This window comes from Streptomyces sp. NPDC002573 (assembly GCF_042889625.1).
Taxonomy (GTDB): Bacteria; Actinomycetota; Actinomycetes; order Streptomycetales; family Streptomycetaceae; genus Streptomyces; species Streptomyces gibsoniae.
Map to the genome: position 1 here is coordinate 51,724 of NZ_JBIARC010000002.1, position 24,989 is coordinate 76,712.

Here is a 24,989-nt window from a genome sequence, read left to right on the forward strand (position 1 = left end):
CGCCACGGCGGCGAGCACGTGCCAGGCTCATGACAATTCATGATCGAGTCAAGAGCGCCCCAAGGACACATAAACAGGCCGGTGCCGACGCCCGAGCGGGCGTCGGCACCGGCCTGTCGGGGGGCGTGTTCGTCAGCCCGCCAGGTTGTCCGCCATCTCTTCGCTGAGGTTGGACTCCGTCCCCGGGATGCCCAGGTCCGCGGCGCGCTTGTCGGCCATCGCCAGCAGCCGGCGGATACGCCCCGCGACCGCGTCCTTGGTCAGCGGCGGGTCGGCGAGGGCGCCCAGCTCCTCCAGGGAGGCCTGCTTGTGCTCCATGCGCAGCCGCCCCGCCGCCGCGAGGTGCTCGGGGACCTCCTCGCCGAGGATCTCCAGAGCACGGGCGACACGCGCGCCGGCGGCGACGGCGGCACGGGCCGAGCGGCGCAGATTGGCGTCGTCGAAGTTGGCGAGGCGGTTCGCCGTGGCCCTGACCTCGCGGCGCATCCGCCGCTCCTCCCAGGCCAGCACGGACTCGTGCGCGCCGAGCCGCGTCAGCAGCGCACCGATCGCGTCACCGTCCCGGACGACGACACGGTCCACGCCGCGCACCTCCCGGGCCTTGGCGGCGATCGACAGGCGGCGGGCGGCGCCGACCAGTGCGAGCGCGGCCTCCGGGCCGGGGCAGGTCACCTCCAGGGAGGACGAGCGGCCGGGCTCCGTCAGCGAGCCGTGCGCCAGGAACGCGCCGCGCCAGGCCGCCTCGGCGTCACAGGTGGCCCCCGAGACCACCTGCGGGGGCAGGCCGCGGATCGGGCGGCCACGGCCGTCCACCAGGCCGGTCTGCCGGGCCAGCTGGTCGCCGCCGCCCACCACGCGCACCACATAGCGGGAGCCGCGGCGCAGACCACCGGGAGCCATCACGATCAGTTCGGAGCTGTGGCCGAAGATCTCCAGGATGTCCCGCTTGAGACGCCGGGCCGCCATCGCCGTGTCCAGCTCCGCCTCGATCACGATGCGCCCGCTGACCAGGTGCAGTCCGCCCGCGAACCGCAGGATCGCCGAGACCTCCGCCTTTCTGCAGCAGGTCCGGGTGACGGGAAGCCGGGAGATCTCGTCCTTCACCGCTGCCGTCATCGCCATGGGCCGATCCTTCCATGCATCCGAAAAATACGGTCGTACGCGGCGGCCAGCAGCTCCGGGTCGTGCCGCGGGGTTCCGTCGGTACGAGCCACCGGCGCCAGCTCGACCGCTGCGCCGAACCGCTTGGCGGCCTCGGTCAACGAGGCGCGGTCAGGCACCGCGGCCTGGTCGGCCAGCACCACGTCCAGGGCGAGTTTAGGGGCGTGTCGTCCCAAAACCTCCAAATGACGCTGCGGTGAGAACCCTTCGGTCTCTCCCGGCTGCGGCGCGAGGTTCAGCGAGAGCACCCGGCGGGCCTTGGTCTCCATGAGCGCGTCCAGGAGCTCGGGCACGAGCAGATGCGGGATCACGGAGGAGAACCAGGAGCCGGGCCCGAGCACCACCCAGTCGGCGTCCAGGACCGCGGCGACGGCCTCCGGCACGGCCGGCGGGTCGGGCGGCACGAGGTGCACCGACTGCACCTCTCCCCGGGTGAGCGCGACGGTCGCCTGTCCCCGTACGGTGCCGACCTCGTCCGGGTGCTCCGGGTCGTGGCCCTTGACCAGGGCCTGGAGTTCCAGTGGGACGGCGGACATGGGCAGCACCCGGCCGTGGGCACCCAGCAGCCTGCCCACCAGGTCGAGGGCCTGGACGTGGTCGCCGAGCTGCTCCCACAGGGCCACGATCAGCAGATTGCCGACCGCGTGGTCGTGCAGATCGCCCCGGGAGTGGAAGCGGTGCTGGATGACACGGGCCCAGGTCTGGCCCCAGTCGTCGTCGCCGCACAGCGCGGCCAGCGCCTTGCGCAGATCGCCGGGCGGCAGCACCCCCAGCTCGTCGCGCAGGCGCCCGCTGGAGCCGCCGTCGTCGGCGACGGTGACGACGGCGGTGAGGTCGCCGGTGATCCGGCGCAGAGCGGCGAGCGAGGCGGACAGGCCCATGCCTCCGCCGAGGGCGACCACCTTGGGCTGGGTGCCGCGGCGGCGCGGCCGGCCGCCACGTCCCTCGGGCACCACTCGGCGCAGCCTGCTCAGCCGCAGAGTACGTCCGGTCACTCGCGCCCCATGTCCCGGTGCACGACCACGGTCTCCACTCCCTCGGAGGCCAGGCGGGCGGCCAGCTTCTCGGACATGGCGACGGAACGGTGCTTGCCCCCCGTGCAGCCGATGGCGATGGTCACATAGCGCTTGCCCTCGCGGCGGTACCCGGCCGCGATGAGCCGGAGCAGCTCGGCGTACCGGTCGAGGAACTCCTTGGCGCCGGGCTGGTTGAAGACATACGCGGCGACCTCCTCGTTGAGGCCGGTGTAGGGGCGCAGCTCCGGGACCCAGTGCGGGTTGGGCAGGAAGCGCATGTCCGCGACCAGGTCGGCGTCGACCGGCAGGCCGTACTTGAACCCGAAGGACATGACGGTGGCCCGGAGCTCGGGCTCCTCCTCGCCGGCGAACTGGGCGTCCATCTTGGCGCGCAGCTCGTGAACGTTCAGGCTGGAGGTGTCTATCACCAGGTCGGCGTCGCCGCGCAGCTCGCGGAGCAGCTCGCGCTCGGCGGCGATCCCGTCGACGATGCGGCCGTCGCCCTGCAACGGATGCGGCCTGCGCACCGACTCGAAGCGGCGGACCAGGGCGTCGTCGGAGGACTCCAGGAAGACGATCCGCCGGGTGACGTGCTTGGCCTCCAGATCGGCCAGGGACTCGCGGAGGTTGTCGAAGAAGCGCCGGCCGCGGACGTCCACGACGACCGCGATCCGGGCGACGTTGCCCTGGGAGCGGGCGCCCAGCTCCACCATGGTGGGGATCAGTGCGGGCGGCAGGTTGTCGACGACGAACCAGCCGAGGTCCTCCAGACACTTGGCGGCCGTCGAACGGCCGGCACCGGACATGCCGGAGATGATCACCAGCTCGGGGATGCCCGCGTCGGCGGCCCCGGCTGTCTCACTGCCCGTACTCACCTGTTCTCCGTTTTCCTGGACCGTCGCCTGCGTCCGGTCCTCGCCCGCATCGCTCGGGGCGGCCCGCCCCTGGGCTGAGCGTTCTTCTGCGCTCTGGTCGTGCTCGGTCATGTCTCCTGCCCCCGTCGCTCGTCCGGGGCACCCGCGGACACGGGCTCCCCGGGGGAATCCGGGATCGTCCCGGATTCTTCCTCTTCCATGATCTCTCCAGTCGCCGTGTTCACGGCGGGTGCGGCCGGAGCCGCCTGGGCGAGGGCCACGGCGATCGTCTCGGCCGTCTTGCGGCCGATCCCGGGGACCTCCTGAATCTGGTCGATTGTCGCGGATCGCAGCTTTTTCACCGAGCCGAAATGCTTCACGAGCGCCTGTTTACGGGTGTCGCCGAGGCCCGGCACCTCGTCAAGGGGGCTCGACCTGATGCGTTTGGCCCGCTTCGTGCGCTGATAGGTGATCGCGAAGCGGTGGGCCTCGTCCCGGACGCGCTGGAGCAGATACAGCCCCTCGCTGGAACGGGGCAGGACCACCGGGTCGTCCTCCTCCGGCAGCCAGACCTCCTCCAGGCGCTTGGCGAGACCGCACACGGCGATGTCGTCGATGCCCAGGTCGTCCAGGGCCCGCCGGGCGGCGGCGACCTGCGGCTGCCCGCCGTCGACCACCACGAGCTGCGGCGGGTAGGCGAACCGCTTGGGCCGCCCGTCGTCCTCGGTCAGGGCGATCTCCCCGTCCGCCCACTCACCGGTCTTCTCCTTCTCCGCGAGGTAGCGCCGGAAGCGGCGGGTGATCACCTCGTGCATGGAGCGGACGTCGTCCTGGCCCTCGAAGCCCTTGATCTGGAAGCGGCGGTACTCGCTCTTGCGCTGCAGTCCGTCCTCGAAGACGACCATGGAGGCCACCACGTCCTCGCCCTGGAGATGCGAGATGTCGTAGCACTCGATGCGCAGCGGGGCGCTGTCCAGGTCCAGGGCCTCGGCGATCTCCTCCAGGGCGCGGGAGCGGGTGGTCAGGTCGGAGGCGCGCTTGGTCTTGTGCAGGGCGAGCGCCTGCAGGGCGTTGCGCTCCACGGTCTCCATGAGCGCCTTCTTGTCGCCGCGCTGGGGGATGCGCAGCGACACGTTGGACCCGCGGCGGCCGGTGAGCCAGTCCTGGACCGGCTCTATGGGGTTGGGCAGCGCGGGGACGAGGACCTCCTTGGGCACGGAGTCGCCCGTCTCCTCACCGTAGAGCTGCTGGAGGGCGTGCTCGACGAGGGCGCCGGTGGTGACGTCCTCCACCTTGTCGGTGACCCAGCCGCGCTGACCGCGCACCCGCCCGCCGCGCACGTGGAAGATCTGCACGGCCGCCTCCAGCTCGTCCTCGGCGACCGCGATGAGATCAGCGTCGGTCGCGTCGGTGAGCACGACCGCGTTCTTCTCCATGGCCTTCTTCAGGGCCTCGATGTCGTCGCGCAGACGGCCGGCCCGCTCGTACTCCATGTCCTCGGCGGCCTCCATCATCTGCCTCTCCAGACGACGGAGGTACGCGCCCGTGCGGCCGGCCATGAAGTCGCAGAACTCCTCGGCCAGTTCGGTGTGGTCCTCGGGCGAGATCCGGCCGACGCAGGGCGCGGAGCACTTGCCGATGTAGCCGAGCAGACAGGGGCGGCCGGTACGGGCGGCGTTCTTGAAGACGCCCGCCGAGCAGGTGCGCACGGGGAACACACGCAGCAGCAGGTCCACGGTGTCGCGGATCGCCCACGCGTGGGAGTACGGCCCGAAGTAGCGCACGCCCTTGCGCTTCTGGCCGCGCATCACCTGCACGCGCGGGAACTCCTCGTTCATCGTCACCGCGAGGTAGGGGTAGCTCTTGTCGTCGCGGTACTTGACGTTGAACCGGGGGTCGAACTCCTTGATCCAGGTGTACTCCAGCTGCAGGGCCTCGACCTCGGTGGACACCACGGTCCACTCCACGGACGCGGCCGTGGTGACCATGGTGCGGGTGCGCGGGTGGAGGCCCGCCAGGTCCTGGAAGTAGTTCGCCAGGCGCTGGCGCAGGCTCTTCGCCTTTCCGACGTAGATCACCCGGCGGTGCTCGTCCCGGAACCTGTAGACCCCGGGAGAGTCCGGGATCTCGCCCGGCTTGGGTCGGTAGCTGGAGGGGTCGGCCATGTCTCACACCCTACTGGCGGGGGCCGACAGCGCGGCGTCCCTGTGGACAACCTCCGGCGGGATCCCGCCCCGGCCCCGCGGGGCCGTCCGGCCCGCCCGGTCGCCCTCTTCAAGGCGGCGCGCCGACGCGGAGCCGCCGTCCGGCCGGATCGCGGGGGCGGTCTTGTCGGCCACACCGCGGCGAGCCCTCGGCTGTCCGGTTTCGGCACCTGCGCACAGCAGTCGGTGATCGCCCCACAGCAGCGGGTACAGCCTTCGGCCATGGTCCACCGTCCGTCGGAACTCAGGTGTTGTCGGGGCTTGGTCAACACGCTTCAATGCGGGAAAACTTCGGGCCGCCGCCGGAGAGGTTCGCTTGTGAACGGACCTCACACGCCTCCGGCGTGGCCCGGTACGACCCCGCGCGCGGTCCGACCAGCCGCCGCGCACCTTCACAGAAAGGCCCCTGTATGCGGCACGGCACACAGCACGCGGACGTCGTCCGGGTCGTTCCGGCGGAGTTGGCGGCAGCCCTGCGCGGCGGCCCCTTCCATGTCGCTCTGCGCGCCGCGATCACCGCCCGCGGGCTGCCGCTGCAGCGCGTGCAGCACCATCTGTCGCGGTATGGGGTCAGGGTCGGGGTGACGAGCCTGAGCTACTGGCAGCAAGGGGCGCGCCGCCCCCAGCGCCCCGAGTCCCTGCGCGCCGTACGGGCCCTGGAGGAGATCCTCCAGCTGCCCGACGAGTCCCTCATCCGGCTGCTCGCCGAGACCGCCGCGCCGTCCGGCCCCGACCGTCCGACGGGCCGGTCCTACCGCTCCCTGGTGGAGGCCTCGGACGTGCTGGAGCGGCTCCTCTCGGAGCTGGAGGCGCCGCTCGACAGCGGACTGCACACCATCGGCCATCAGGACCACGTCCGTATCGGCGCGCGCCGTGAGCTGCTGGCCAGGGAGTCCCAGCACATCGTGCGTGCCCACACGGTCGGGGTGGACCGCTATCTCGCCGTCCACCACGGGGACCCGGGGTGCGCCCCCGAGCGGATCGCGGTGCACGCGCTGGAGAACTGCCGCACCGGCCGGGTGCGCTGGCACCGCGACACCGGCATCCTCGTCGCCGAACTGCTCTTCGACACCCGGCTGCACGCTGGAGATACGTTTCTCTTCCGCTACGCCTTCGAGGACGGCACCGCCGGCGCGTCCTGTGAATACGTCCGCGGGTTCGCCCTGGCGGGCGGCCAGTACGCGCTTCAGGTGCGCTTCGACGAGGAGGCACTGCCGGTGCGCTGCCACCGGTTCAGCCAGCACAACCCCGCCGCTCCCCGCAGCGGCCGCCAGGACCTGCGGCTGAGCGGGAGCCACCGCTCGGTGCACCTGGTGGAGCCGAGGGTGCGGTCGGGGATGGTGGGGATCGGGTGGGACTGGGAGTGATCCGAGGCCGGCGAGCCGTCGGGCCCGGTGAGCCTGGTCGGCCGCCAGGTGGGCGGGTGCGCCGCGCCGTCGGGCGGGCGGGCTCAGGCGCGCGGGCGCGCGGGCGCGTTGAGACGTCGGCCGAGGGCGGACGTTGGAGCGCCGGTCGAAGGCGGGCGCGTCCGTGGCCAGGTCGCCGGGCTCGCCGGGCCTTCTGCCGGTCGTGCCCGCAGGGTGGTCAAGCCGTCGGGCCCGCCACGATCCGGCCGTTCTTCACCTCTACGGACAGCTCGTGCAGCGGCTCGGTGGCCGGGTCCTGCACCACCTTGCCCGTGACGGCGTCGAACCGGCTTCCGTGGCAGGGGCAGATCAGCGTCGTGCCCGCCAGCTTGTTGATGGCGCATCCCGCGTGCGTGCAGATGGTGCTGTACGCCTTCATGGAGCCGTTCGCAGCGCGGCTCACGACGACGTTCTCGTCCCGGTACAGCTTCGCGCTCCCCGCGGGAACCTCGCTCTCGGGTCCGAGCGCGACCGGGGCGGTGGGCGTGGCCTGCGTCGCGCCGGAGTCACCGCCGGGCGAACAGGCCGCGATTCCCAGCCCGGCGACCGGGGTGAGCGCCGCCCCGCGCAGAACGGTACGACGGCTCGCGGAGGGACGCGCGGACATGAGATCTCCACTGGTCAGGGGGCGGTGCCCGCCGGATGGGTGACACGCCGACGATACCGGTGGCGGACATTCCGCCCACGACCGGGGCGGCGGTGCTCGGCGTCGGGCGCGGACAGTGCCCGGGGTCGGACCTGGACGGTGCTCGGCATCGGACCCGGACGTAAACGCTCGCGTAAGCGTTTACGTCGGCCGCGGAATGGGATACGTTCCCGCCCTGACGGCCCGAGAAGGGGGACAGCTTGGCAACGATGGCCGATGTCGCACGGAGCGCGGGTGTGTCCGTCGCGACCGTCTCCCATGTGCTGAACGACACCCGCCCGGTGCTGCCCCACACCCGCCAGGCCGTCCTGGACGCCATCGACGAGCTCGGCTACACCCCGAACACGCTCGCCCGCTCCCTGGTGACCTCGCGCACCCGGTCCATCGGGCTCGCCGTGTCGGCCATCAGCAATCCGTACTTCACCGAGATCCTCCAGGGTGTCGAGGCCCGCGCCCGGGAGCACGGCTACGGCCTGCTCATCGCCGATCCGCACGACGACCCGGAGCACGAGCGCGAGGTCGTCCGGCTCCTGCACGAGCGCCGGGTCGACGGCGTGATCGTCGCCCCCTCCGCGGACCCGCGCGGGCTCCTCGCCCTCCTCGCGCGCCACCGCGTCCCGACGGTGTTCCTCGACCGCCTGGTCTCCCCTGCCCCTGCGCTTGAGGACACCGCGGGCGCCCCCGCCGAGGACGAGGACACCCGCGCCCCCTTCCGCTTCGACCAGATCTGCGCCGAGAACGCCGCCCCCATGGCTAGCCTGGTCACCCATCTCGCCGGACTCGGCCACCGGCGGATCGGCCTGGTCGCGGGTCTGCCCGGGTTCAGCACCACGACCGAGCGGATCAACGGGTACCGGCACGGTCTCGCGGCCGCCGGGCTCCCCCACGACGAGCGGCTGGTCGTTCACGGTGACTCCGCGGCGGAGGGCGCCCGGCGCGCCACGGCCGCCCTGCTGTCGCTCGCCGCACGGCCCACGGCCCTGGTCACCGCCAACAACGCGATGACCATCGGAGCGCTGCGGGCGCTGCGCGATCACGGACTGTCCGTACCGGACGACCTGGCACTCGTCTGTTTCGACGACTTCGCCTGGGCCGAACTGTTCTCGCCCCGGCTCACCGCCGTCGCCCAGCCCAGCAAGGAGATCGGCGCGGAGGCCGTGCGGCTGCTCCTGGAGCGTCTCGACGCGCCGGACCGTCCCTCCCGCACCGTGCGGCTCCCCTGCACCTTCGTCCACCGCACCTCGTGCGGCTGCCCCGACACCCATTCCGAGAAGGGAACCGTCTCGTGATCGTCGTCGCCGGTGAGGCCCTGATCGACCTGGTCCCGCAGGATGCGGGCGCCCTCGCACCGTTGCGGCCGGCGCTCGGCGGCGGCCCCTACAACACCGCCGTGGCCCTCGGCCGGCTCGGCTCCCCGACGGCCTTCTGCTCCCGTCTGTCCTCCGACTCCTTCGGAGAGGCCCTGCTCGACGGGCTGCGCGCGGCGGGCGTGGACGTGTCGGCGGTGCAGCGGGGCCCCGAGCCGACCACCCTGGCCGTCGCCACCATCGACGACCACGGCTCGGCCGCGTACTCCTTCTACGTCGACGGCAGCGCCGACCGGCTGTTCACGGCACCGGAACGCCTGCCGCCGGGCACGCGGGCGGTCTCGTTCGGCACCTGCTCCCTCGTCCTGGAACCGGGGGCGAGCGCCTACGAGGAGCTGATGCGCCGCGCCGCCGCCCAGGGCGTGTTCACCGCCCTCGACCCGAACATCCGCGCGGGCCTGATCCCGGACCCCGACGCCTACCGGGCCCGCTTCAAGAGCTGGCTGCCGTCGGTGTCCCTGCTCAAGCTCTCCGCCGAGGACGCTCAGTGGCTGGGCGGCACCCCGCAGGAATGGCTGACCTCCGGTCCCACCGCGGTGGTGATCACCCACGGGAGCGACGGGATGACGGTCTTCACCCGCGACGGGGCGCAGCATTCCGTGCCAGGGGTGCCGGTCGAGGTCGTGGACACCATCGGGGCCGGGGACACGGTGAACGCGGCGCTGCTGCACGGCCTGGCCGCGCACTACGCCCTCTCCCCGGAGGCGGCCGCCGCCCTGGACCCCGACGACTGGCGTGAGCTGCTGCGCTTCGCGGCCCGTGCCGCGGCGATCACCTGCTCGCAGGCCGGCGCGGAACCGCCGTACGCGTCCGAGCTGACCGCCTCGTAGCCCGCCCGTCCCACGCGCGGCGCCCCGCGGGGAGTTCCGCGGGGCGCCGGGTCACACAGGGTTCAGGCGGGTTCAGGCCTTGCGTGCCCGCGTGGTCTTCTTCGCGGGTGCCGCCTTCTTCGTGGCGCCCACGGCCTTCTTGGTCGCCGTGTTGTTGACGGTCTTGGCCGGCGCGGTCTTCTTCGCCGTCCGGGCCGTCGCCGTCTTCCTGGCCGTCGACGTGGCCGCGACCGCCTTGGCCGCCGCCTTGCGCGGCGCCTTGACCGAGGCCGCGTCGCTGACGCGGTCCGCGCCGAGGATCTCGCGCAGGAACTTGCCGGTGTGGCTGGCCGGCTCCCCCGCGACCTCTTCGGGCGTGCCCTCGGCGACCACGAGACCGCCGCCGGCGCCGCCCTCGGGGCCCATGTCGACGACCCAGTCGGCGGTCTTGATGACGTCGAGGTTGTGCTCGATGACGATGACCGTGTTGCCCTTGTCGACCAGTCCGCCGAGCACCGTGAGCAGCTTGCTGATGTCCTCGAAGTGCAGACCGGTGGTCGGCTCGTCCAGCACGTAGACCGTGCGTCCGGTGGACCGCTTCTGCAGCTCGCTGGCGAGCTTCACCCGCTGGGCCTCACCACCGGACAGGGTGGTCGCGGACTGACCGAGGCGGACATAGCCGAGACCGACGTCGTGCAGCGTCTTCAGATGGCGGGAGATTGCGGGCACCGCCTCGAAGAAGTGCATGGCCTCCTCGATCGGCATGTTCAGGACCTCGGAGATGGACTTGCCCTTGTAGTGGACCTCCAGGGTCTCCCGGTTGTACCGGGCACCGTGGCAGACCTCGCACGGGACGTAGACGTCCGGGAGGAAGTTCATCTCGATCTTGATGGTGCCGTCGCCCGCGCAGTTCTCGCAGCGGCCGCCCTTGACGTTGAAGGAGAAGCGGCCCGGCTGGTAGCCCCGGACCTTCGCCTCGGTGGTCTCGGCGAACAGCTTGCGGATGTGGTCGAAGACTCCGGTGTACGTCGCCGGGTTCGACCGCGGGGTGCGGCCGATGGGCGACTGGTCGACATGCACGACCTTGTCGACGAGATCGTCGCCGTCCACGCGCGTGTGCCGCCCGGGGACGTTCCTCGCGCCGTTCAGCTCGCGGGCGAGGTGGGTGTAGAGGATGTCGTTGACCAGGGTCGACTTTCCGGAGCCGGACACACCGGTGACGGCCGTGAACACGCCCAGCGGGAAGGACACGTCGATGTCCTGGAGGTTGTTCTCCCGGGCGCCGTGCACCGTGAGACGACGCGACGGGTCGCGCGGGCGCCGGATGTCGGGCAGCGGGATCGACTTCTTGCCCGAGAGGTACTGTCCGGTCTGCGACTCGTCGTTGGCCAGCAGCTCCTTCAGGGAGCCGCTGTGCACGACCTTACCGCCGTGCTCGCCCGCGCCGGGGCCGATGTCGACGACCCAGTCGGCGACCTTGATGGTGTCCTCGTCGTGCTCGACGACGATGAGCGTGTTGCCCATGTCGCGGAGGCGGACCAGGGTCTCGATCAGCCGGTGGTTGTCGCGCTGGTGCAGGCCGATCGAGGGCTCGTCGAGGACGTACAGGACGCCGACGAGTCCGGAGCCGATCTGGGTGGCCAGGCGGATGCGCTGGGCCTCACCGCCGGAGAGGGTGCCGGCCGCGCGGTTCAGCGACAGATAGTCCAGGCCGACGTCGACCAGGAACCGCAGCCGTTCGTTGACCTCCTTGAGGACCCGCTCGGCGATCTTCTTGTCACGGGCGTCGAGCTTGAGCTCGCCCAGGAAGTCCGCGCAGTCGCTGATCGACATCGCGGAGATCTCGGCGATCGACTTGTCCATGATCGTGACCGCGAGGACGACCGGCTTGAGCCGGGTTCCCTTACAGGTGGGGCAGGGCACCTCGCGCATATAGCCCTCGAAGCGCTCCCGGCTGGCGTCGCTCTCGGCCTCGCTGTGGCGGCGCTTTACAAAGGGGACGGCACCTTCGAAGGGCGTCGTGTACACGCGCTCGCGGCCGTACCGGTTGCGGTAGCGGACCTCGATCTGCGTCTTGTGGCCGTAGAGCAGGGCCTTCTTGGCGCGCTGCGGCAGGCCCGCGAAGGGGATGTCGGTCCGGAAGCCGAGCGCGTCCGCGAGGGCGCCGATGAGACGGCCGAAGTAGTCCTTGGTGTGCCCGTGCGACCAGGGGTGGATGGCGCCCTCGTCGAGGGTCTTCTCCTCGTCCGGGACGATCAGCTCCGGGTCGACCTCCATGCGCGTGCCGATGCCGGTGCACTCGGGGCAGGCGCCGAAGGGCGAGTTGAAGGAGAAGGAGCGGGGCTCCAGCTCCTCGAAGGATAGGTCGTCGTACGGGCAGTACAGGTGCTCCGAGTACATGCGCTCGCGCTCGGGGTCGTCCTCGGGGAGGTCGACGAAGTCGAGCACGACCATGCCGCCGGACAGTCCGAGCGCGGTCTCCACGGAGTCGGTGAGACGGCGCTTGGCGGAGTCCTTGACCGTGAGGCGGTCGACGACCACCTCGATGGTGTGCTTCTCCTGCTTCTTCAGCGTGGGAGGATTTGTCAGCTGGATCGTCTCGCCGTCCACCCGGGCACGGCTGTACCCCTTGGTCTGGAGGTCGGCGAAGAGGTCGACGAACTCTCCCTTGCGCTCCCGCACCAGTGGCGACAGCACCTGGAAGCGGCTGCCCTCCGGCAGCTCGAGGACCCTGTCGACGATGGCCTGCGGCGACTGGCGGGAGATCGGGCGGTGGCACTCGGGGCAGTGCGGCTTGCCGATGCGCGCGAACAGCAGTCGCAGGTAGTCGTAGACCTCGGTGATCGTGCCGACCGTCGAGCGCGGGTTGCGCGAGGTCGACTTCTGGTCGATCGAGACCGCCGGCGAGAGGCCCTCGATGAAGTCGACGTCCGGCTTGTCCATCTGGCCGAGGAACTGCCGGGCGTACGAGGACAGTGACTCCACGTAGCGCCGCTGACCCTCGGCGAAGATCGTGTCGAAGGCCAGCGAGGACTTGCCCGACCCCGACAGGCCCGTGAAGACGATGAGCGAGTCGCGCGGCAGGTCGAGCGAGACATTCTTCAGATTGTGCTCGCGCGCGCCACGGACGATGAGACGGTCGGCCACGCCGGTCCGCACCTTTCTTGAGAGAAGCGACAGGGGCGGGACCCCCGCTGCTTTCCCAGACTAGGGGGAGCCACTGACAACGCCGGTCGGATTCCTGGGTTGATAACAATCCCCGGCCATCCAGCATGCCCGACGTCGCACTCGACCATATAGCACGTGCATTCGATTTGCGGCCGGAGTCCGCCTCCTTCACCCGAAGGAGTGGCCGGGCTAGGGTCGGGCCCATGATGGATCACGCGCGCGACCTGGCGTCTGTACATGACGCCACCGAGCGACTTCTCGCCGCAGTCACCGAACTGGACAACGCGGCGGTCGCCGAGTCGTCACGGCTGCCCGGCTGGACCCGGGGCCATGTCCTCGCCCATGTCTCCCGCAACGCCGACGCCCTCGTGAACGTACTGGAGGGGCGTCCGATGTACGTCTCCGGCGAGGCACGGGACGCCGACATCGAGCGGGACGCCCCGCGCCCCCTGGACGCCCAGCTCGCCGACCTGCGCGCGAGCGGGGAGCGGTTCCAGAAGACCGCGGACGCGCCGGCGGACTGGTCGCGCACGGTGGAGCTGCGCAACGGCGTCACCGACGTGGCGGCCCGGGTGCCGTTCCGGCGGTGGGTCGAGGTCGAGCTGCACCACGTGGACCTAGGCATCGGCTACGAGCTTCAGGATCTGTCGGCGGAGTTCGCCGAGCGCGAGATCGTCTTCCTGACCGAACGGTTCACCGGGCTCTCGGAGGTGCCGCACACGCGTGTCACGGACGGCACGCGCGCGTGGAGCATGGGCCGGGAGGCGGCCGAGCCCGAGGTCACGGTCCACGGACCCGCGCCGGTACTGCTCGGCTGGCTCGCGGGCCGCCACGACGGTGCCACGCTGCGCGTCGAGGGCGGGCCGCTGCCGACGCTTCCGCCGTTGTAGCCCGACGCCCCCCTGGGCCCTGTCACCGCTATAGGCTGCCGCCATGACGTACAGCGGACAGGTGACGGTCGGCGGCCCGGCGGATGTGCACGAGCTCAAAGACCTGATGATCACCAAGATCGCGGTCGGCCCGATGGACAACAACGCCTATCTGCTGCGCTGCCGGGCCACGGACGAGCAACTGCTGATCGACGCGGCCAACGACGCCAGGACGCTCATCGGCATGATCGGTGACGACGGCATCGCGTCCGTCGTCACCACGCACCGGCACGGGGACCACTGGCAGGCGCTCGCCGAGGTCGTGGCGGCCACGGGCGCACGGACGTACGCGGGCCGGGACGACGCCGAGGGCATCCCCGTACCGACGAACGTGTCGGTCGACGACGGCGACACGATCCGGGTGGGACACGTGGAGCTGACGGCGCGCCACCTCGTGGGCCACACGCCGGGCTCGATCGCCCTCGTCTACGACGACCCGCACGGACACCCCCATGTGTTCACCGGCGACTGCCTCTTCCCGGGTGGCGTGGGCAACACGCACAAGGACCCCAAGGCCTTCGCGAGCCTGATCCACGACGTCGAGACGAAGATCTTCGACGTGCTTCCCGACGAGACCTGGGTCTACCCCGGGCACGGCAACGACACCACACTGGGCGACGAGCGTCCGCACCTGCCGGAGTGGCACGCACGCGGGTGGTGAACGCCAATCCCGCAACGCGCCCGGCACGCAAGGCCGGGCGCACGCGCCCCGTGTGAACCGTTCGCACACGCCGGTCCCCCGCGCGCGCTCCCGGCGCACACGTCGATGCGGTCAACTGAAGCGCAGCCCCGCTCAGGACGACGGCTCCTGCGCGGCACGGGCCGCCGGTCCCTCGTCTCCCGCCCTCGGCCGGCGGCCCCGGCGCTCGCCCACCGCCTGAGCGTTCACACCGCTGCAACACTCGTTCCCACCATACGGACAGTTGCCCGCGTGACCTCGACAAGCAGTGTGCGGCGCTGCCACTCTCCCGCCATGCACCGTGTCCAACGCGCTCTGCGCCGCGCCGCGTCCGGCGCCACCGTCGCCCTGCTCGCCCTCGCAGTGGGATGCGCCCCGCAGCCGGAGGGCAACGCTTCCGCCACGGCTTCCGGAACGGCCGCAGGCACCTGTGCGCAGGGCAAGTTGGCCACCAAGATCTCGGGAAAGCTGACGATCGCGACCGACGAGCCCGCGTACGAACCCTGGTTCAAGGAGGACAAGCCGTCCGACGGCAAGGGCTTCGAGTCGGCGGTGGCCTACGCGGTGGCGGGGCGGCTCGGCTACGGCAAGAGCGCCGTGGTCTGGCAGTCCGTCCCCTTCAACAAGGCCTTCGCGCCCGGTGAGAAGACCTTCGACTTCGACATCAACCAGGTCTCGATCAGCACCGAACGCAAGCAGGCCGTGGACTTCTCGTCCGGCTACTACGACGTCCGCCAGGCCGTCATCGCCCTGAAGGGGTCCAAGGCCGCGCAGGCGAAGAGCATCGCGGATCTGAGGGCTCTCAGGCTGGGCGCCCAGGTCGGCACCACCAGCCTCGACTACATCACCGACGTGGTGAAGCCGACCCGGCAGTCGGCCGCGTACGCCAAGAACGACCAGGCCAAGTCCGCCCTGAAGAACGGTCAGGTCGACGCGATCGTCACCGATCTGCCGACCGCCTTCTACATCACCGCGGCCGAGGTCACCGACGCGAGGATCGTCGGTCAGTTCGAGAACCAGGGCGGCACTCCGGAGCAGTTCGGGCTCGTCCTGGACAAGGGCAGCGCGCTCACTCCGTGCGTGACCTCCGCCGTGGACGCCCTGCGCAAGGACGGCACCCTGGCCAGGCTCGAGAAGCAGTGGCTGTCCGACGCCGTCGACGCCCCGGTGCTCAAGTGACCGTCACCGAGGAGGAGTCCGGGGACGGATCCGGCAAGCACGGCCGGTCGGTCACGGACGACACGGCGGACAGGGGCGGCGGAGACGGCGCATACGTCCCCTCCGAGCGGCGGATCGAGCGCGAGCGGTACAAGCGTGCCCGCGCCCGCCGCGCCACCGCCGTCGCCGCCGTGTCGACCCTCGTCACCGGCGCCGTCCTCTATCTGATCGTCGTCGACGCGCCGGGCTGGCCGCGCACCAAGGAGACGTTCTTCAGCGCGCGTTACGCGCGCGAGGCCCTCCCGAAGGTCCTCGACGGTGTGTGGCTCAACATCCGTCTGCTGCTGGTGTGCGGGGTCGCCGTCCTGGTCCTCGGCATGCTGATCGCGGTCGCCCGCACCCTGCGCGGGCCGGTGTTCTTCCCGCTGCGCGTGCTGGCCGCCGCCTACACAGACTTCTTCCGCGGACTGCCCCTGATCATCAACCTGATGATCGTGGTGCTGGGCGTGCCCGCGCTGCGCCTGCAGGGCGTGACCGTGGACCCGGTCCTGCTCGGCGGCACGGCGCTCACCCTGACGTATTCCGCGTACGTCGCCGAGGTGTTCCGCGCCGGTATCGAGTCGGTCCACCCCTCGCAGCGCGCCGCGGCCCGCTCCCTCGGTCTCACCAACCGTCAGGCGCTGCGCCACGTCGTGCTTCCGCAGGCCGTACGGCGTCAGGTGCCGCCCCTGCTCAACGATCTGGTGTCGCTGCAGAAGGACACCGGGCTCGTCTCGATCGGCGGTGCGGTGGACGCGGTGCGGGCCGCGGACATCATCGTGGGCCGCAGTCTCAACTACACGCCGTACATCGTCGCGGGGCTCGTCTTCGTGGCGCTGACCATCCCCATGACCCGCTTCACGGACTGGGTGACCGCCCGGATGGACCGGCAGCGGGCGCAGGGAGGGAACCTGTGAGCGACATCCTCCCCTCGGACGGCCCCGCCGAGGACTCCGAGTCCCCCGGGTCGCCCGTGCTGCGCATGGAGTCGGTGCGCAAGACCTTCGGCGGCTCGGTCGTCCTGCGGGACGTCGATCTGGAGGTCGCACCGCACTCGGTGACGGCGCTGATCGGCGCCTCCGGCTCCGGCAAGTCGACGCTGCTGCGCTGTACGAACCTCCTCGAGGACATCGACGACGGCGTCATCTGGCTGGACGGCGAGGAGATCACCGACCCACGGATCGATCAGGACGCAGTACGCCGCCGGATCGGCGTGGTCTTCCAGGCCTACAACCTCTTCCCGCACATGACCGTGCTGGAGAACATCACCCTCGCCCCGCGCCGGGTGCACGGCGTGGACCGCGTCACCGCCGAGGAGCACGCTCGAGGGTTGCTGGACCGCCTCGGGCTCGGGAGCAGGGCGGGCGAGTATCCGGACCGGCTGAGCGGCGGCCAGCAGCAACGGGTGGCGATCGCACGCGCGTTGGCCGTACGCCCCCGGCTGCTGCTCCTGGACGAGATCACCGCCGCCCTCGACCCGGAGCTCGTCGGCGAGGTCCTCGCCGTCGTCCGGGACCTGAAGGACGAGGGCATGACCATGGTGCTGGCCACCCATGAGATGGGCTTCGCCCGTGAGGTCGCGGACCAGGTCTGCTTCCTGGACGGCGGCGTGGTCCTGGAACGCGGCACGGCCGAGCAGGTCTTCGGCGATCCTCGGCAGGAGCGCACCCGGCGCTTTCTGAGTCGGATCGTGGAGGCGAGGCGGCTCTGAGGCACGGGTGCCCGAACTCCGGGCGTCCGGCCTCGCCACCCGGCCTCAGGCCAACAGCGGGCTGCCCTCCGGTATCTCCGCCCACCGCCGCGGCGGCCTCGCGACCGCGTACTGGTCGGTCAGGCGCACTCCACCCCTGTGCGAGGCGTACGCCAGCTCGCTTGCGTCCCACAGCCCCGCTCTGTCCCACTGCCAGAAGCGGTACAGCCAGTGCAGGTCGGACGCGTCGCCCCGGATGAGCCCGATCTCCTCGTGCGGCTCGCAGTGGCCGTCGCGCGAGAACCGGCCGAAAGTGCCTCCCTTGGGGTTGAAGTAGAGTCCGTACGCGGTGGTGCCGGGGGACAGCGCGTCGAGCACCGCTTCCGTGCTTACCCTGTAGCCCGGGGGCTGGACGAGCACACAGCCGCCCGGCACGCCGGTCACCCCCACGAAACGTCCGAGCTCGTCCTCGTAGGGGTCGAAGCCGTCGGGTCCCGCACCGCACGGGCCCGACTCCGCGTCGGGGTCCGGTGCGGCCGTGAGGACCGGGCCGGCGCCCAGCCGTCGTATCGCCGTCTCCTCGTCGAGCCCGGCCACGAACGCGAACGAGGCTCCCTCGGTGTGAACGTCGTGGAAGACGGCGGCTCTGCGGTCGGCGTCCTCCTGGGCCGCGCGCTCCTCGGCGGTGAGCGCCACCGCGTTCGGTAGTCCCTCGAAGAACGGGGCGAGTGCGGTGGTGAGCGCCAGCCTGCCTGGGGAGCGTCCGCCCATACGCGGGCCCCACGCGTCCGCGCCCGCGGCGAGCAGCAGTTCCACGGCCTCCCGCGCGCCATGGCAGACCGCGTCCCACAGCGGGGTCCGGCCGACGGCCGCGGGGATGTCCACGTCCTCGACTCGGCGCAGGAACTCCACGACGACCTCGGGCGAACCGTGCCGCGCGGCGAGGTGCAACGGAGTCTCGCCGCTCCAGGATTCCAGCAGCGCGACGGGATCGGCGCCCCGGGCCAGCCGTGCTCTGATGAGGCCGAGGTCCCGCCAGCCGTCGTGGGTGATCCTCTCCCAGTCGTCGCGGTCGGGATCGGGGCGCGCCGGATCGGCCGGCCCGTCGTCGGCGCGCCCGGCGGGACCGACGACGGTGGTGACGATCTCCCCCGGCCCTGTGGCGACGAGGAAGCCCTGCTCGCTCTGGGACCGCGCCCGGCCCGGGGGTTCCGGCGCGGCCGGTCCGTCGAAGAAGTTCATGAGTTGAGCGTGGCACCCGCCACTGACAACCGGACTGAACATCTCCGCTCAGGCCCGGTGACGGGGCGTCACACCTCCGTGCGTCGCGCCCCCGCGAGCGTCGCGACCCGCTCCACCGCGAAGGCGTAGCCCTGCACACCGCACCCGGCGATGACGCCGTCGGCGCGCAGGGAGACGTACGAGTGGTGCCGGAACTGCTCGCGCTGGTGGATGTTGGAGATGTGCACCTCCACGACCGGCAGTCCGTCACAGGTGTTGAGCGCGTCCAGGATCGCGACGGAGGTGTGCGAGTAGGCGGCGGGATTGATCACGATCCCCGCGTGGTTCAGCCGCGCCTCCTGGATCCAGGCCACCAGTTCGCCCTCGTGGTTGGACTGCCGGAAATCCACCGTGCCTCCGTGGGCGGCCGCCGTCTTCACGCACAGCGCCTCGACGTCCGCGAGCGTGTCGGAGCCGTAGATCTCCGGCTGACGCTGTCCGAGGAGGTTCAGATTGGGGCCGTTGAGGACCATGATCGGGGCGTTGGCGAGGGTACGGGGCACGGTTCCTCCGGTCGGTTCGGATCCACCGGTCCACGCAGGACCGTTGCTCAGCCCCCGGTCTATCACGACCGCCCGGCGCATCACCGCGGCGTACTGATCACCCCACGGCCCCGGGCGTACGCCCTCTCCTGTCACGTCGTGCACCGAGCCCCCATGCGCCCCCGTAGCCGCCGATCATGTTGGGTAATTGAAGCGGCATGCACCATGCACGCAATGTGAGGGCGCCTTCCCTGCTGCGGCTCGCGGCCGCCTCCCTGGCGGGGACCGCCATCGAGTTCTACGACTTCTTCGTCTACGGGACCGCCGCCGCCCTGGTCCTGGGGCCTCTGTTCTTTCCGACCTTCTCGCCGCTGGGGGGCACGCTGGCGGCCTTCGGCACCTTCGGGGTGGGCTTTCTGGCCCGTCCGCTCGGCTCGGTGCTGTTCGGGCACATGGGGGACCGGCGCGGACGACGGCCGGTTCTCATCGCCTCCCTGATTCTGACCGGCGCCACGACGGTGGCGGTCGGCTGTCTGCCGACGTACGGCACGATCGGCACGGCCGCGCCCGTGCTCCTTCTGGTACTGCGCTTTCTGCAGGGGCTCGGGCTCGGCGGGGAGTGGGGCGGCGCGGTGCTGCTCACCATGGAGCACGCGCCGCCCGGACGACGCGCCCTGTGGGCAAGCTTTCCCCAGGTGGGCCCCTCACTGGGGTTCGTCCTGGCCAATGGCATGGTGCTGTGGCTGTCGACGACGCTGTCGGACGCGCAGTTCGCCTCCTGGGGATGGCGGATCCCCTTCTGGGCGGCGGGGCTCCTGGCGGCAGCGGGTCTGTGGCTGCGCTCCTCGGTGACGGAGAGTCCGCTCTTCCTGGAGATCGACGACCACGCGCGCCTGCCGCTCGCCGAGGTGGTGCGTGTCCACTGGAGGCTGGTGCTGCTCACGGCCGGTGCCCTCGCGATCGGGTACGCGGTCTTCTACTCCGTGACGACCTGGTCCCTGGCGTACGCGACGGAGCGGCTCGGCGTGAGCCGTCCGGTCATGCTGGCGTGCGTCATGGCCACCGTCCTGGTGCAGGGCGCCCTGACGCCCCTCGCGGCCCTCCTGGGGGACCGCTATGGGCGGCGGTCCCTGTGCCTCACCGGGTGCACCGGGGTCGCCCTATGGATGTTCCCGATGGTCGCGCTGCTGGCCACGGGCGAGGCTGTGCTGATGTTCCTGGGGTTCCTGGGAGCGATGCTCGCCTTCATCACGATGTTCGCCGTGACCGCCGCGTATCTGCCGGAGTTGTACGAACCCCGAGTGCGGTGCACGGGCGCTGCCGTGGGCTACAACCTCGGAGGGGTGCTCGGCGGCGCCCTCACTCCGATCGTGGCCACGACGCTGGCCGGGTACGGGGGCCGGGTGCCCTGGGGGGTCGGCGCCTATCTGACGGCCGTGGCCCTGGTCAGCCTGGGGTGCTTCGCGCTGCTGCCGGAGACCGCTCCCGGGCCCGTCCCGGTGACGGAACCAGCGCCCGGCTGAGCGGACGAGAGCCCAGCGGCGCCCGTATGCCGGCCTGTCCGCCGGTCGTGGGCGCCGGGCCGTCTACGGGCTCACCGCCAGCTCCAGATACGCCCCGAACAGCACGAGGTGCACACCGCCCTGCAGTGGCGTGGCACGCCCGGGCACCACGGTCAGCGAACTCACCACCACCGTCAGCGCGAGCAGCACCATGTGCAGCGGGCCGAGGCCGAGGAGGAGCGGTCCGGACAGCCACACGGACGCGAGCGCGACGGCGGGAATGGTCAGGCCGATACTGGCCATCGCCGAACCGAGGGCCAGGTTCAGGCTCGTCTGGACCCGGTCGCGGCGTGCCGACCGCAGGGCCGCGATGGTCTCCGGCAGCAGCACCAGCAGTGCGATCACCACCCCGACGACGGACTGCGGCATGCCCGCCGCCGCCACACCGGACTCGATGGCGGGCGAGACACCCTTGGCGAGTCCGACGACCCCGATGAGGGCCATCGTGAGCAGGCCCAGACTGAGGGCGGCGGCACGGGCGGACGGCGCGCCGGCGTGGTCGTCCGCGTGGATCACCTCTCCCTGCCGGGTGATCGGGAGGAAGTAGTCCCGGTGGCGCACCGTCTGGGTGGTCACGAAGAGCCCGTACAGGATGAGCGAGGAGAGCGCGGCGAAGGTGAGCTGGGCCGGGGAGAACTGCGGACCGGGCTTGCTCGTGGTGAACCCCGGCAGAACCAGGCTGAGGGTCGCCAGGGTCGCGACGGTGGCGAGCGCGGCTCCGGTCCCCTCAGGGTTGAAGACCGCGATCCGGTGGCGCAGCGAGGCCACCAGGAGGCTCGCGCCGACGACGCCGTTGCAGGTGATCATCACCGCCGCGAAGACCGTGTCGCGGGCCAGAGTCGCGCTCTTGGCTCCGCCGTCGGCCATGAGGGTGACGATCAGGGCGACCTCGATGACCGTGACCGCGATGGCGAGGACGAGCGACCCGAAGGGCTCACCGACCCGGTGCGCGATCACTTCGGCGTGGTGGACCGCCGCCAGGACGGATCCCGCGAGGATCACCGTCACCAGGACTACGACCCCGCCGGGCAGAGCCCGTCCCCAGGTGAGGGCCAGCAGCCCCACCGCGGCCACCGGCACGACGGCCGGCCAGCGTGCCGCGAGTGATCGGAACCGGACGACCATGCTAACGACCGTCGCAGACCCGTACAGGGCCCGCATTCCGGGTCAGGCCCCCACCGCGCCGCCCGACGCCCGCGGTGGGGATGCGCGGTGCCGCGTCGCGCGTCCCTGCCGGCCGACTGCTTCGGTCTCGTGGGCTCATCACGTCTCGACACTGTCCTTCCGTGCGCGCTCGCCGCCCTTGTCCACCGCCTCGACCGCCTCCCGTCTCCTGGAGGCCGTCAGGCTGGTGATCGTCGTGACGGCCAGCACGGCACAGATGACGCCCAGGGAGACCGGTATGGAGATCTCGGGGACGTGCACACCGGACTCGTGGAGCGCGTGCAGCACCAGCTTGACCCCGATGAAGCCGAGGATGACCGACAGGCCGTAGGAGAGGTGGACCAGCTTCTTGAGCAGGCCGCCGATGAGGAAGTACAGCTGCCGCAGGCCCATCAGCGCGAACGCGTTGGCCGTGAAGACGATGTACGGATCCTGGGTCAGGCCGAAGATGGCGGGGATGGAGTCGAGGGCGAAGAGCACGTCCGTGGTGCCGATCGCCAGCATCACGACCAGCATCGGCGTCATGACCCGCTTGCCGTTCTGCTGGATCCACAGCTTGGTGCCGTGATACCGGTCGGCCACCCCGAAGCGGCGCTCGACTGCCTTCAGCAGCTTGTTCTCCTCGTACTCCTCCTCTTCCTCCGTGCTGGTCCTGGCCTCCTGGATCAGCTTCCAGGCGGTCCAGATGAGGAACGCGCCGAAGAGATAGAAGACCCAGGAGAAGGACCCGAGGATCGCGGCGCCCGCGGCGATGAACGCGGCGCGCAGGACCAGGGCCATGAGCACGCCGACGAGGAGCACGCGCTGCTGGTACTGCGAGGGCACCGCGAACTTCGCCATGATCAGGACGAAGACGAAGAGATTGTCGACGCTGAGCGATTTCTCGGTGATGAAACCGGCGAAGAATTCTCCGGCCGGCTGTCCGCCCCCGAAGACGAGCAGACCCAGGCCGAACAGTCCGGCCAGGGCGATCCAGACGATCGTCCAGATGCCGGCTTCCGTGATCGACACGTCGTGCGGTTTGCGGCCGATGAAGAAGTCGACCGCGATGAGGGCCGCGAGGCCCACGATCGTCAGGACCCACAGGGTCAGGGAAACATTCACTGCGCCTCCGGCAGTACGTCACGGCGGATTTCAGCGTCGTCGCTACCGGAGGTCTCTTCCACCCGAGGATCCCGGGGCGCGTGATGCGTCCGGTCTCCGCGGGCCGACGCCCCGGGATCTGGCCTGATCCGTACTGACGGGTGCGCCGCAGCAGATAGGGAGTACTCCCCTCCGTGGGAAAGACAGTACCCCAACCACCAAGGAAAGGTAAAGAGAAAAGTAAAGAAAGATCCAAATTCGCAGCTCAGGATGCCTTTACTCGCCCTTGGAGAACGGGAGTTCAGTCAGTGGTCCCAGGCGCTACGGGACTCCGCGACCCGGCTGAGCACCTGGGTGAGCACCTGGCTGCCCCGGGGCACCCGCGGGGGCTCGTACGTCCACGCCTGGCCGACCCAGGGGTCCGCGAGGTGGTCGTCGGGGACGGGGGTGAGCCGCAGCAGTGAGCGCCAGAGCGGGTCGAGCAGCGGACCGTAGGCGGCGGCGTCCTCGCGGTCGGCGACCATCATCAGCTGCACGCCGACGGACGGGCCCTCGTCCGCGAGATAGCGCAGCTGGGTCACCGCCCGGTCGTCGAAGCCGTGCGGGAAGTCATGGACGATCAGCAGACACCCTGCGGTGTCGAGGCCCGGCGGCAGATCCTCCGAGGCGCCGCCGCGCACGGCCATCTGCAGCAGGTCGACGCGCTGGGTCAGCCGGGTCAGCACATCGGCGACGCCCGAGCCGCCGACGGCCGGCGGCTCGGCGAGCACCCCGGACCGCACCAGGGGCGCGAGTGCCGAGGCACCCGAGCCCGCCGGGTCGATCACCTGCACCGCGAACTCGCCGGGCGGGTACACCGCCAGCAGCCGTGCCGCGTGCACCACCGCCGTCTCCATGGCGAGCCCGCGCAGTTCGTCGGAGTCCACCAGCGGGTCGAGGGATCCGGAGCGGCCACTGTCGATCCACAGCCCGCGCTGCAGCGGCAGTCTGACCAGCATGGGGATGCGCAGAGCCTCGCTCTCGGGGAGGTGCAGATCGCCGAGGCGCACAGCCATGGGGATCTCCGTCGGCACCCGGTACCCATGCCAGACCGGGCTGTCCCAGCCCGCGAACGCCGGGGGCAGCGCGGGCTCGACGACATCCGACTCCGCGTTGAGCTGGGTGAGATCGCGGTCGAGCGAGGCCCTGGCCTGGGTGACGAGTCCGACGTGCTTGCTCCGGGCCGCCTCGCGCGCCGCGTCGCCCTGCCCGCCGATCCGGTTGCGCGGATCCGCCAGCGTCCTGTCCAGCTCCCGATCCAGGCGGGAGTCGGCGAAGTCGACGGCGCTGCGGTACGCGGCGGCCGTCCGCGCCAGGTCCTCGAACATGCCCCACACCTGGTTGTAGAGCCGCTCCTCCATGGACCAGCCGGTGGCGTCGCCCGCGACCGGTAGCGCGGGCTGCCCCGGCGGGGTCGCGGGCGCGGTCGGCGGGGGCGTCGGCGGTGCCGCGCCGACCCGACGCGGGTGCACATAGTCGATCGGGCCGCCGGAGGCCGGTTGCGGAACCGGGTCGGGCGAGCCGGTGGCGTCGTACGGGGATCCCCGCCTGGGCACACCGGGCGGATCCTGGTGGGGCGGTACGGCGCCGGACGCCCCCTGAGGGGACGCAGGGGCGGCCGTCTGCCGGGGCCGGTCGCCATCCGGGAGGCGCGGCGGTGGCGGTGCGATCGAGCGGGCCAAGCCCTGGACCACCGCCTCGTTGATCCCGCCGGCGAGAGGCTCGGCCTCGGTCAGGCCCTGGTCCGCGAGGAGCGCGGAGAGCCCGCCCGCATATCCTTGGCCGATCGCGCGGACCTTCCAGGCCCCCTGCCTGCGGTAGAGCTCCAGCGCGATGACCGCGGACTCGGCGTCCAGGCCGCCCATGGTGTAGTGCGCGACGCCCGAACCGTCGATCCCGGTGACCGTGGCGACGGGGGCTGCGAGGCCCCCGAATCGCGCCGGGCCACCGGTCCCCGTGGGCAGGGCGAGCAGCACGCTGACCCGGTGCACGCTCTCCGGCAGCGCGTCCAGATCGAACGCCAGCCGGTGGTCCGCCGCAGCCTGCCGGGAGACCTCCAGGCCGGGCAGCGTGGGCGCGCCCGGGTGGGCCACCCATTCGACGCCGGGCACCCTGCCCTGCGCGTCGGCGAGCGTGACCCCGGCCACGACCGGCGTGCAGGCCGACACGCGGACCTCGAGGCGGGCCTGCGGAAGCGGATAGTTCTGCCCCCGGACCAGCTCGGCCGTCATCGCCTCGTCCCCCTGTGTCGC

General features: G+C 71.2%; 20 protein-coding genes. 9 read left to right on the top strand and 11 right to left on the bottom strand.

Going from position 1 to position 24,989, the window contains the following annotated elements; translation table 11 throughout:
* Positions 1-132: 132 nt before the first annotated feature.
* From whiA to uvrC, 4 genes are read right to left on the bottom strand one after another with little or no spacing between them, the layout of a single operon-like run.
* A complete protein-coding gene (whiA, locus tag ACFYX0_RS02375; protein ID WP_355903569.1) occupies positions 133-1,122 on the bottom strand; it encodes a DNA-binding protein WhiA in 990 nt (329 codons plus the stop codon).
* Positions 1,113-2,156 (bottom strand): uridine diphosphate-N-acetylglucosamine-binding protein YvcK, encoded by a 1,044-nt coding sequence (gene yvcK / locus ACFYX0_RS02380; RefSeq protein WP_355903572.1) that lies wholly within the window; start codon positions 2,154-2,156, stop codon positions 1,113-1,115. Before yvcK ends, whiA begins: the two co-directional genes overlap by 10 nt.
* Complete coding sequence (gene rapZ / locus ACFYX0_RS02385; protein ID WP_388965424.1) at positions 2,153-3,163, bottom strand: RNase adapter RapZ; 1,011 nt, start codon at positions 3,161-3,163, stop codon at positions 2,153-2,155. Before rapZ ends, yvcK begins: the two co-directional genes overlap by 4 nt.
* Positions 3,160-5,196 (bottom strand): excinuclease ABC subunit UvrC, encoded by a 2,037-nt coding sequence (gene uvrC / locus ACFYX0_RS02390; protein WP_388965427.1) that lies wholly within the window; start codon positions 5,194-5,196, stop codon positions 3,160-3,162. Before uvrC ends, rapZ begins: the two co-directional genes overlap by 4 nt.
* Positions 5,197-5,645: 449 nt before the next feature.
* On the opposite strand from uvrC, the gene ACFYX0_RS02395 reads away from it, so the two are divergent.
* The gene (locus ACFYX0_RS02395) at positions 5,646-6,602 is read left to right on the top strand and encodes a hypothetical protein (protein ID WP_388965429.1); all 957 of its coding nucleotides are present in this window, start codon (positions 5,646-5,648) and stop codon (positions 6,600-6,602) included.
* A 217-nt stretch (positions 6,603-6,819) separates the two neighbouring features.
* Here ACFYX0_RS02395 and ACFYX0_RS02400 read toward each other — a convergent pair whose 3' ends face one another.
* On the bottom strand, positions 6,820-7,248 hold the full coding sequence (locus ACFYX0_RS02400; protein WP_388965432.1) for a Rieske 2Fe-2S domain-containing protein: 429 nt from the start codon (positions 7,246-7,248) through the stop codon (positions 6,820-6,822).
* Between the two features lie 239 nt (positions 7,249-7,487).
* Here ACFYX0_RS02400 and ACFYX0_RS02405 point away from each other — a divergent pair, with 239 nt between their 5' ends.
* Together ACFYX0_RS02405 and ACFYX0_RS02410 are read left to right on the top strand one after the other, a co-directional pair.
* The gene (locus ACFYX0_RS02405) at positions 7,488-8,576 is read left to right on the top strand and encodes a LacI family DNA-binding transcriptional regulator (protein WP_388965435.1); all 1,089 of its coding nucleotides are present in this window, start codon (positions 7,488-7,490) and stop codon (positions 8,574-8,576) included.
* Positions 8,573-9,484 (top strand): carbohydrate kinase, encoded by a 912-nt coding sequence (locus ACFYX0_RS02410; RefSeq protein ID WP_388965438.1) that lies wholly within the window; start codon positions 8,573-8,575, stop codon positions 9,482-9,484. The genes ACFYX0_RS02405 and ACFYX0_RS02410 overlap by 4 nt, the downstream gene beginning before the upstream one ends.
* 72 nt (positions 9,485-9,556) lie before the next feature.
* Here the strand turns inward: ACFYX0_RS02410 and uvrA are convergent, their stop codons facing one another.
* Positions 9,557-12,610: an excinuclease ABC subunit UvrA gene (gene uvrA / locus ACFYX0_RS02415; RefSeq protein ID WP_388965441.1), complete on the bottom strand. Its 3,054-nt coding sequence runs from the start codon at positions 12,608-12,610 to the stop codon at positions 9,557-9,559.
* Between the two features lie 224 nt (positions 12,611-12,834).
* On the opposite strand from uvrA, the gene ACFYX0_RS02420 reads away from it, so the two are divergent.
* The 5 genes from ACFYX0_RS02420 to ACFYX0_RS02440 all read left to right on the top strand — a co-directional run bounded on the left by ACFYX0_RS02420 (position 12,835) and on the right by ACFYX0_RS02440 (position 17,147).
* Positions 12,835-13,521, top strand: a complete 687-nt coding sequence (locus ACFYX0_RS02420; RefSeq protein ID WP_388965444.1) for a maleylpyruvate isomerase family mycothiol-dependent enzyme — start codon at positions 12,835-12,837, stop codon at positions 13,519-13,521.
* Positions 13,522-13,564: 43 nt separating this feature from the next.
* Complete coding sequence (locus ACFYX0_RS02425; protein ID WP_311697097.1) at positions 13,565-14,221, top strand: MBL fold metallo-hydrolase; 657 nt, start codon at positions 13,565-13,567, stop codon at positions 14,219-14,221.
* Between the two features lie 312 nt (positions 14,222-14,533).
* Positions 14,534-15,418 (top strand): ABC transporter substrate-binding protein, encoded by an 885-nt coding sequence (locus ACFYX0_RS02430; protein WP_388965446.1) that lies wholly within the window; start codon positions 14,534-14,536, stop codon positions 15,416-15,418.
* Complete coding sequence (locus ACFYX0_RS02435; protein ID WP_388965448.1) at positions 15,415-16,353, top strand: amino acid ABC transporter permease; 939 nt, start codon at positions 15,415-15,417, stop codon at positions 16,351-16,353. The genes ACFYX0_RS02430 and ACFYX0_RS02435 overlap by 4 nt, the downstream gene beginning before the upstream one ends.
* Positions 16,354-16,418: 65 nt before the next feature.
* Positions 16,419-17,147 (top strand): amino acid ABC transporter ATP-binding protein, encoded by a 729-nt coding sequence (locus ACFYX0_RS02440; protein ID WP_388965910.1) that lies wholly within the window; start codon positions 16,419-16,421, stop codon positions 17,145-17,147.
* A 45-nt stretch (positions 17,148-17,192) separates the two neighbouring features.
* Here the strand turns inward: ACFYX0_RS02440 and ACFYX0_RS02445 are convergent, their stop codons facing one another.
* Together ACFYX0_RS02445 and aroQ are read right to left on the bottom strand one after the other, a co-directional pair.
* A complete protein-coding gene (locus tag ACFYX0_RS02445; RefSeq protein WP_388965451.1) occupies positions 17,193-18,368 on the bottom strand; it encodes an ankyrin repeat domain-containing protein in 1,176 nt (391 codons plus the stop codon).
* Between the two features lie 68 nt (positions 18,369-18,436).
* Positions 18,437-18,910: a type II 3-dehydroquinate dehydratase gene (gene aroQ / locus ACFYX0_RS02450; RefSeq protein WP_388965453.1), complete on the bottom strand. Its 474-nt coding sequence runs from the start codon at positions 18,908-18,910 to the stop codon at positions 18,437-18,439.
* 230 nt (positions 18,911-19,140) lie between these two features.
* On the opposite strand from aroQ, the gene ACFYX0_RS02455 reads away from it, so the two are divergent.
* Positions 19,141-20,412 carry an MFS transporter gene (locus ACFYX0_RS02455; protein WP_388965913.1) on the top strand — a complete coding sequence of 424 codons (1,272 nt, stop codon included), beginning with the start codon at positions 19,141-19,143 and terminating at the stop codon, positions 20,410-20,412.
* 63 nt (positions 20,413-20,475) lie between these two features.
* Here the strand turns inward: ACFYX0_RS02455 and ACFYX0_RS02460 are convergent, their stop codons facing one another.
* The 3 genes from ACFYX0_RS02460 to ACFYX0_RS02470 all read right to left on the bottom strand — a co-directional run bounded on the left by ACFYX0_RS02460 (position 20,476) and on the right by ACFYX0_RS02470 (position 24,968).
* Positions 20,476-21,576: a calcium:proton antiporter gene (locus ACFYX0_RS02460; RefSeq protein WP_388965456.1), complete on the bottom strand. Its 1,101-nt coding sequence runs from the start codon at positions 21,574-21,576 to the stop codon at positions 20,476-20,478.
* A gap of 138 nt (positions 21,577-21,714) precedes the next feature.
* Positions 21,715-22,719, bottom strand: a complete 1,005-nt coding sequence (locus tag ACFYX0_RS02465) for a TerC/Alx family metal homeostasis membrane protein (protein ID WP_388965459.1) — start codon at positions 22,717-22,719, stop codon at positions 21,715-21,717.
* A gap of 284 nt (positions 22,720-23,003) precedes the next feature.
* Positions 23,004-24,968, bottom strand: coding sequence for a TerD family protein (locus ACFYX0_RS02470; protein WP_388965463.1), 1,965 nt, complete (start codon positions 24,966-24,968; stop codon positions 23,004-23,006).
* Between the last annotated feature and the right edge of the window lie 21 nt (positions 24,969-24,989).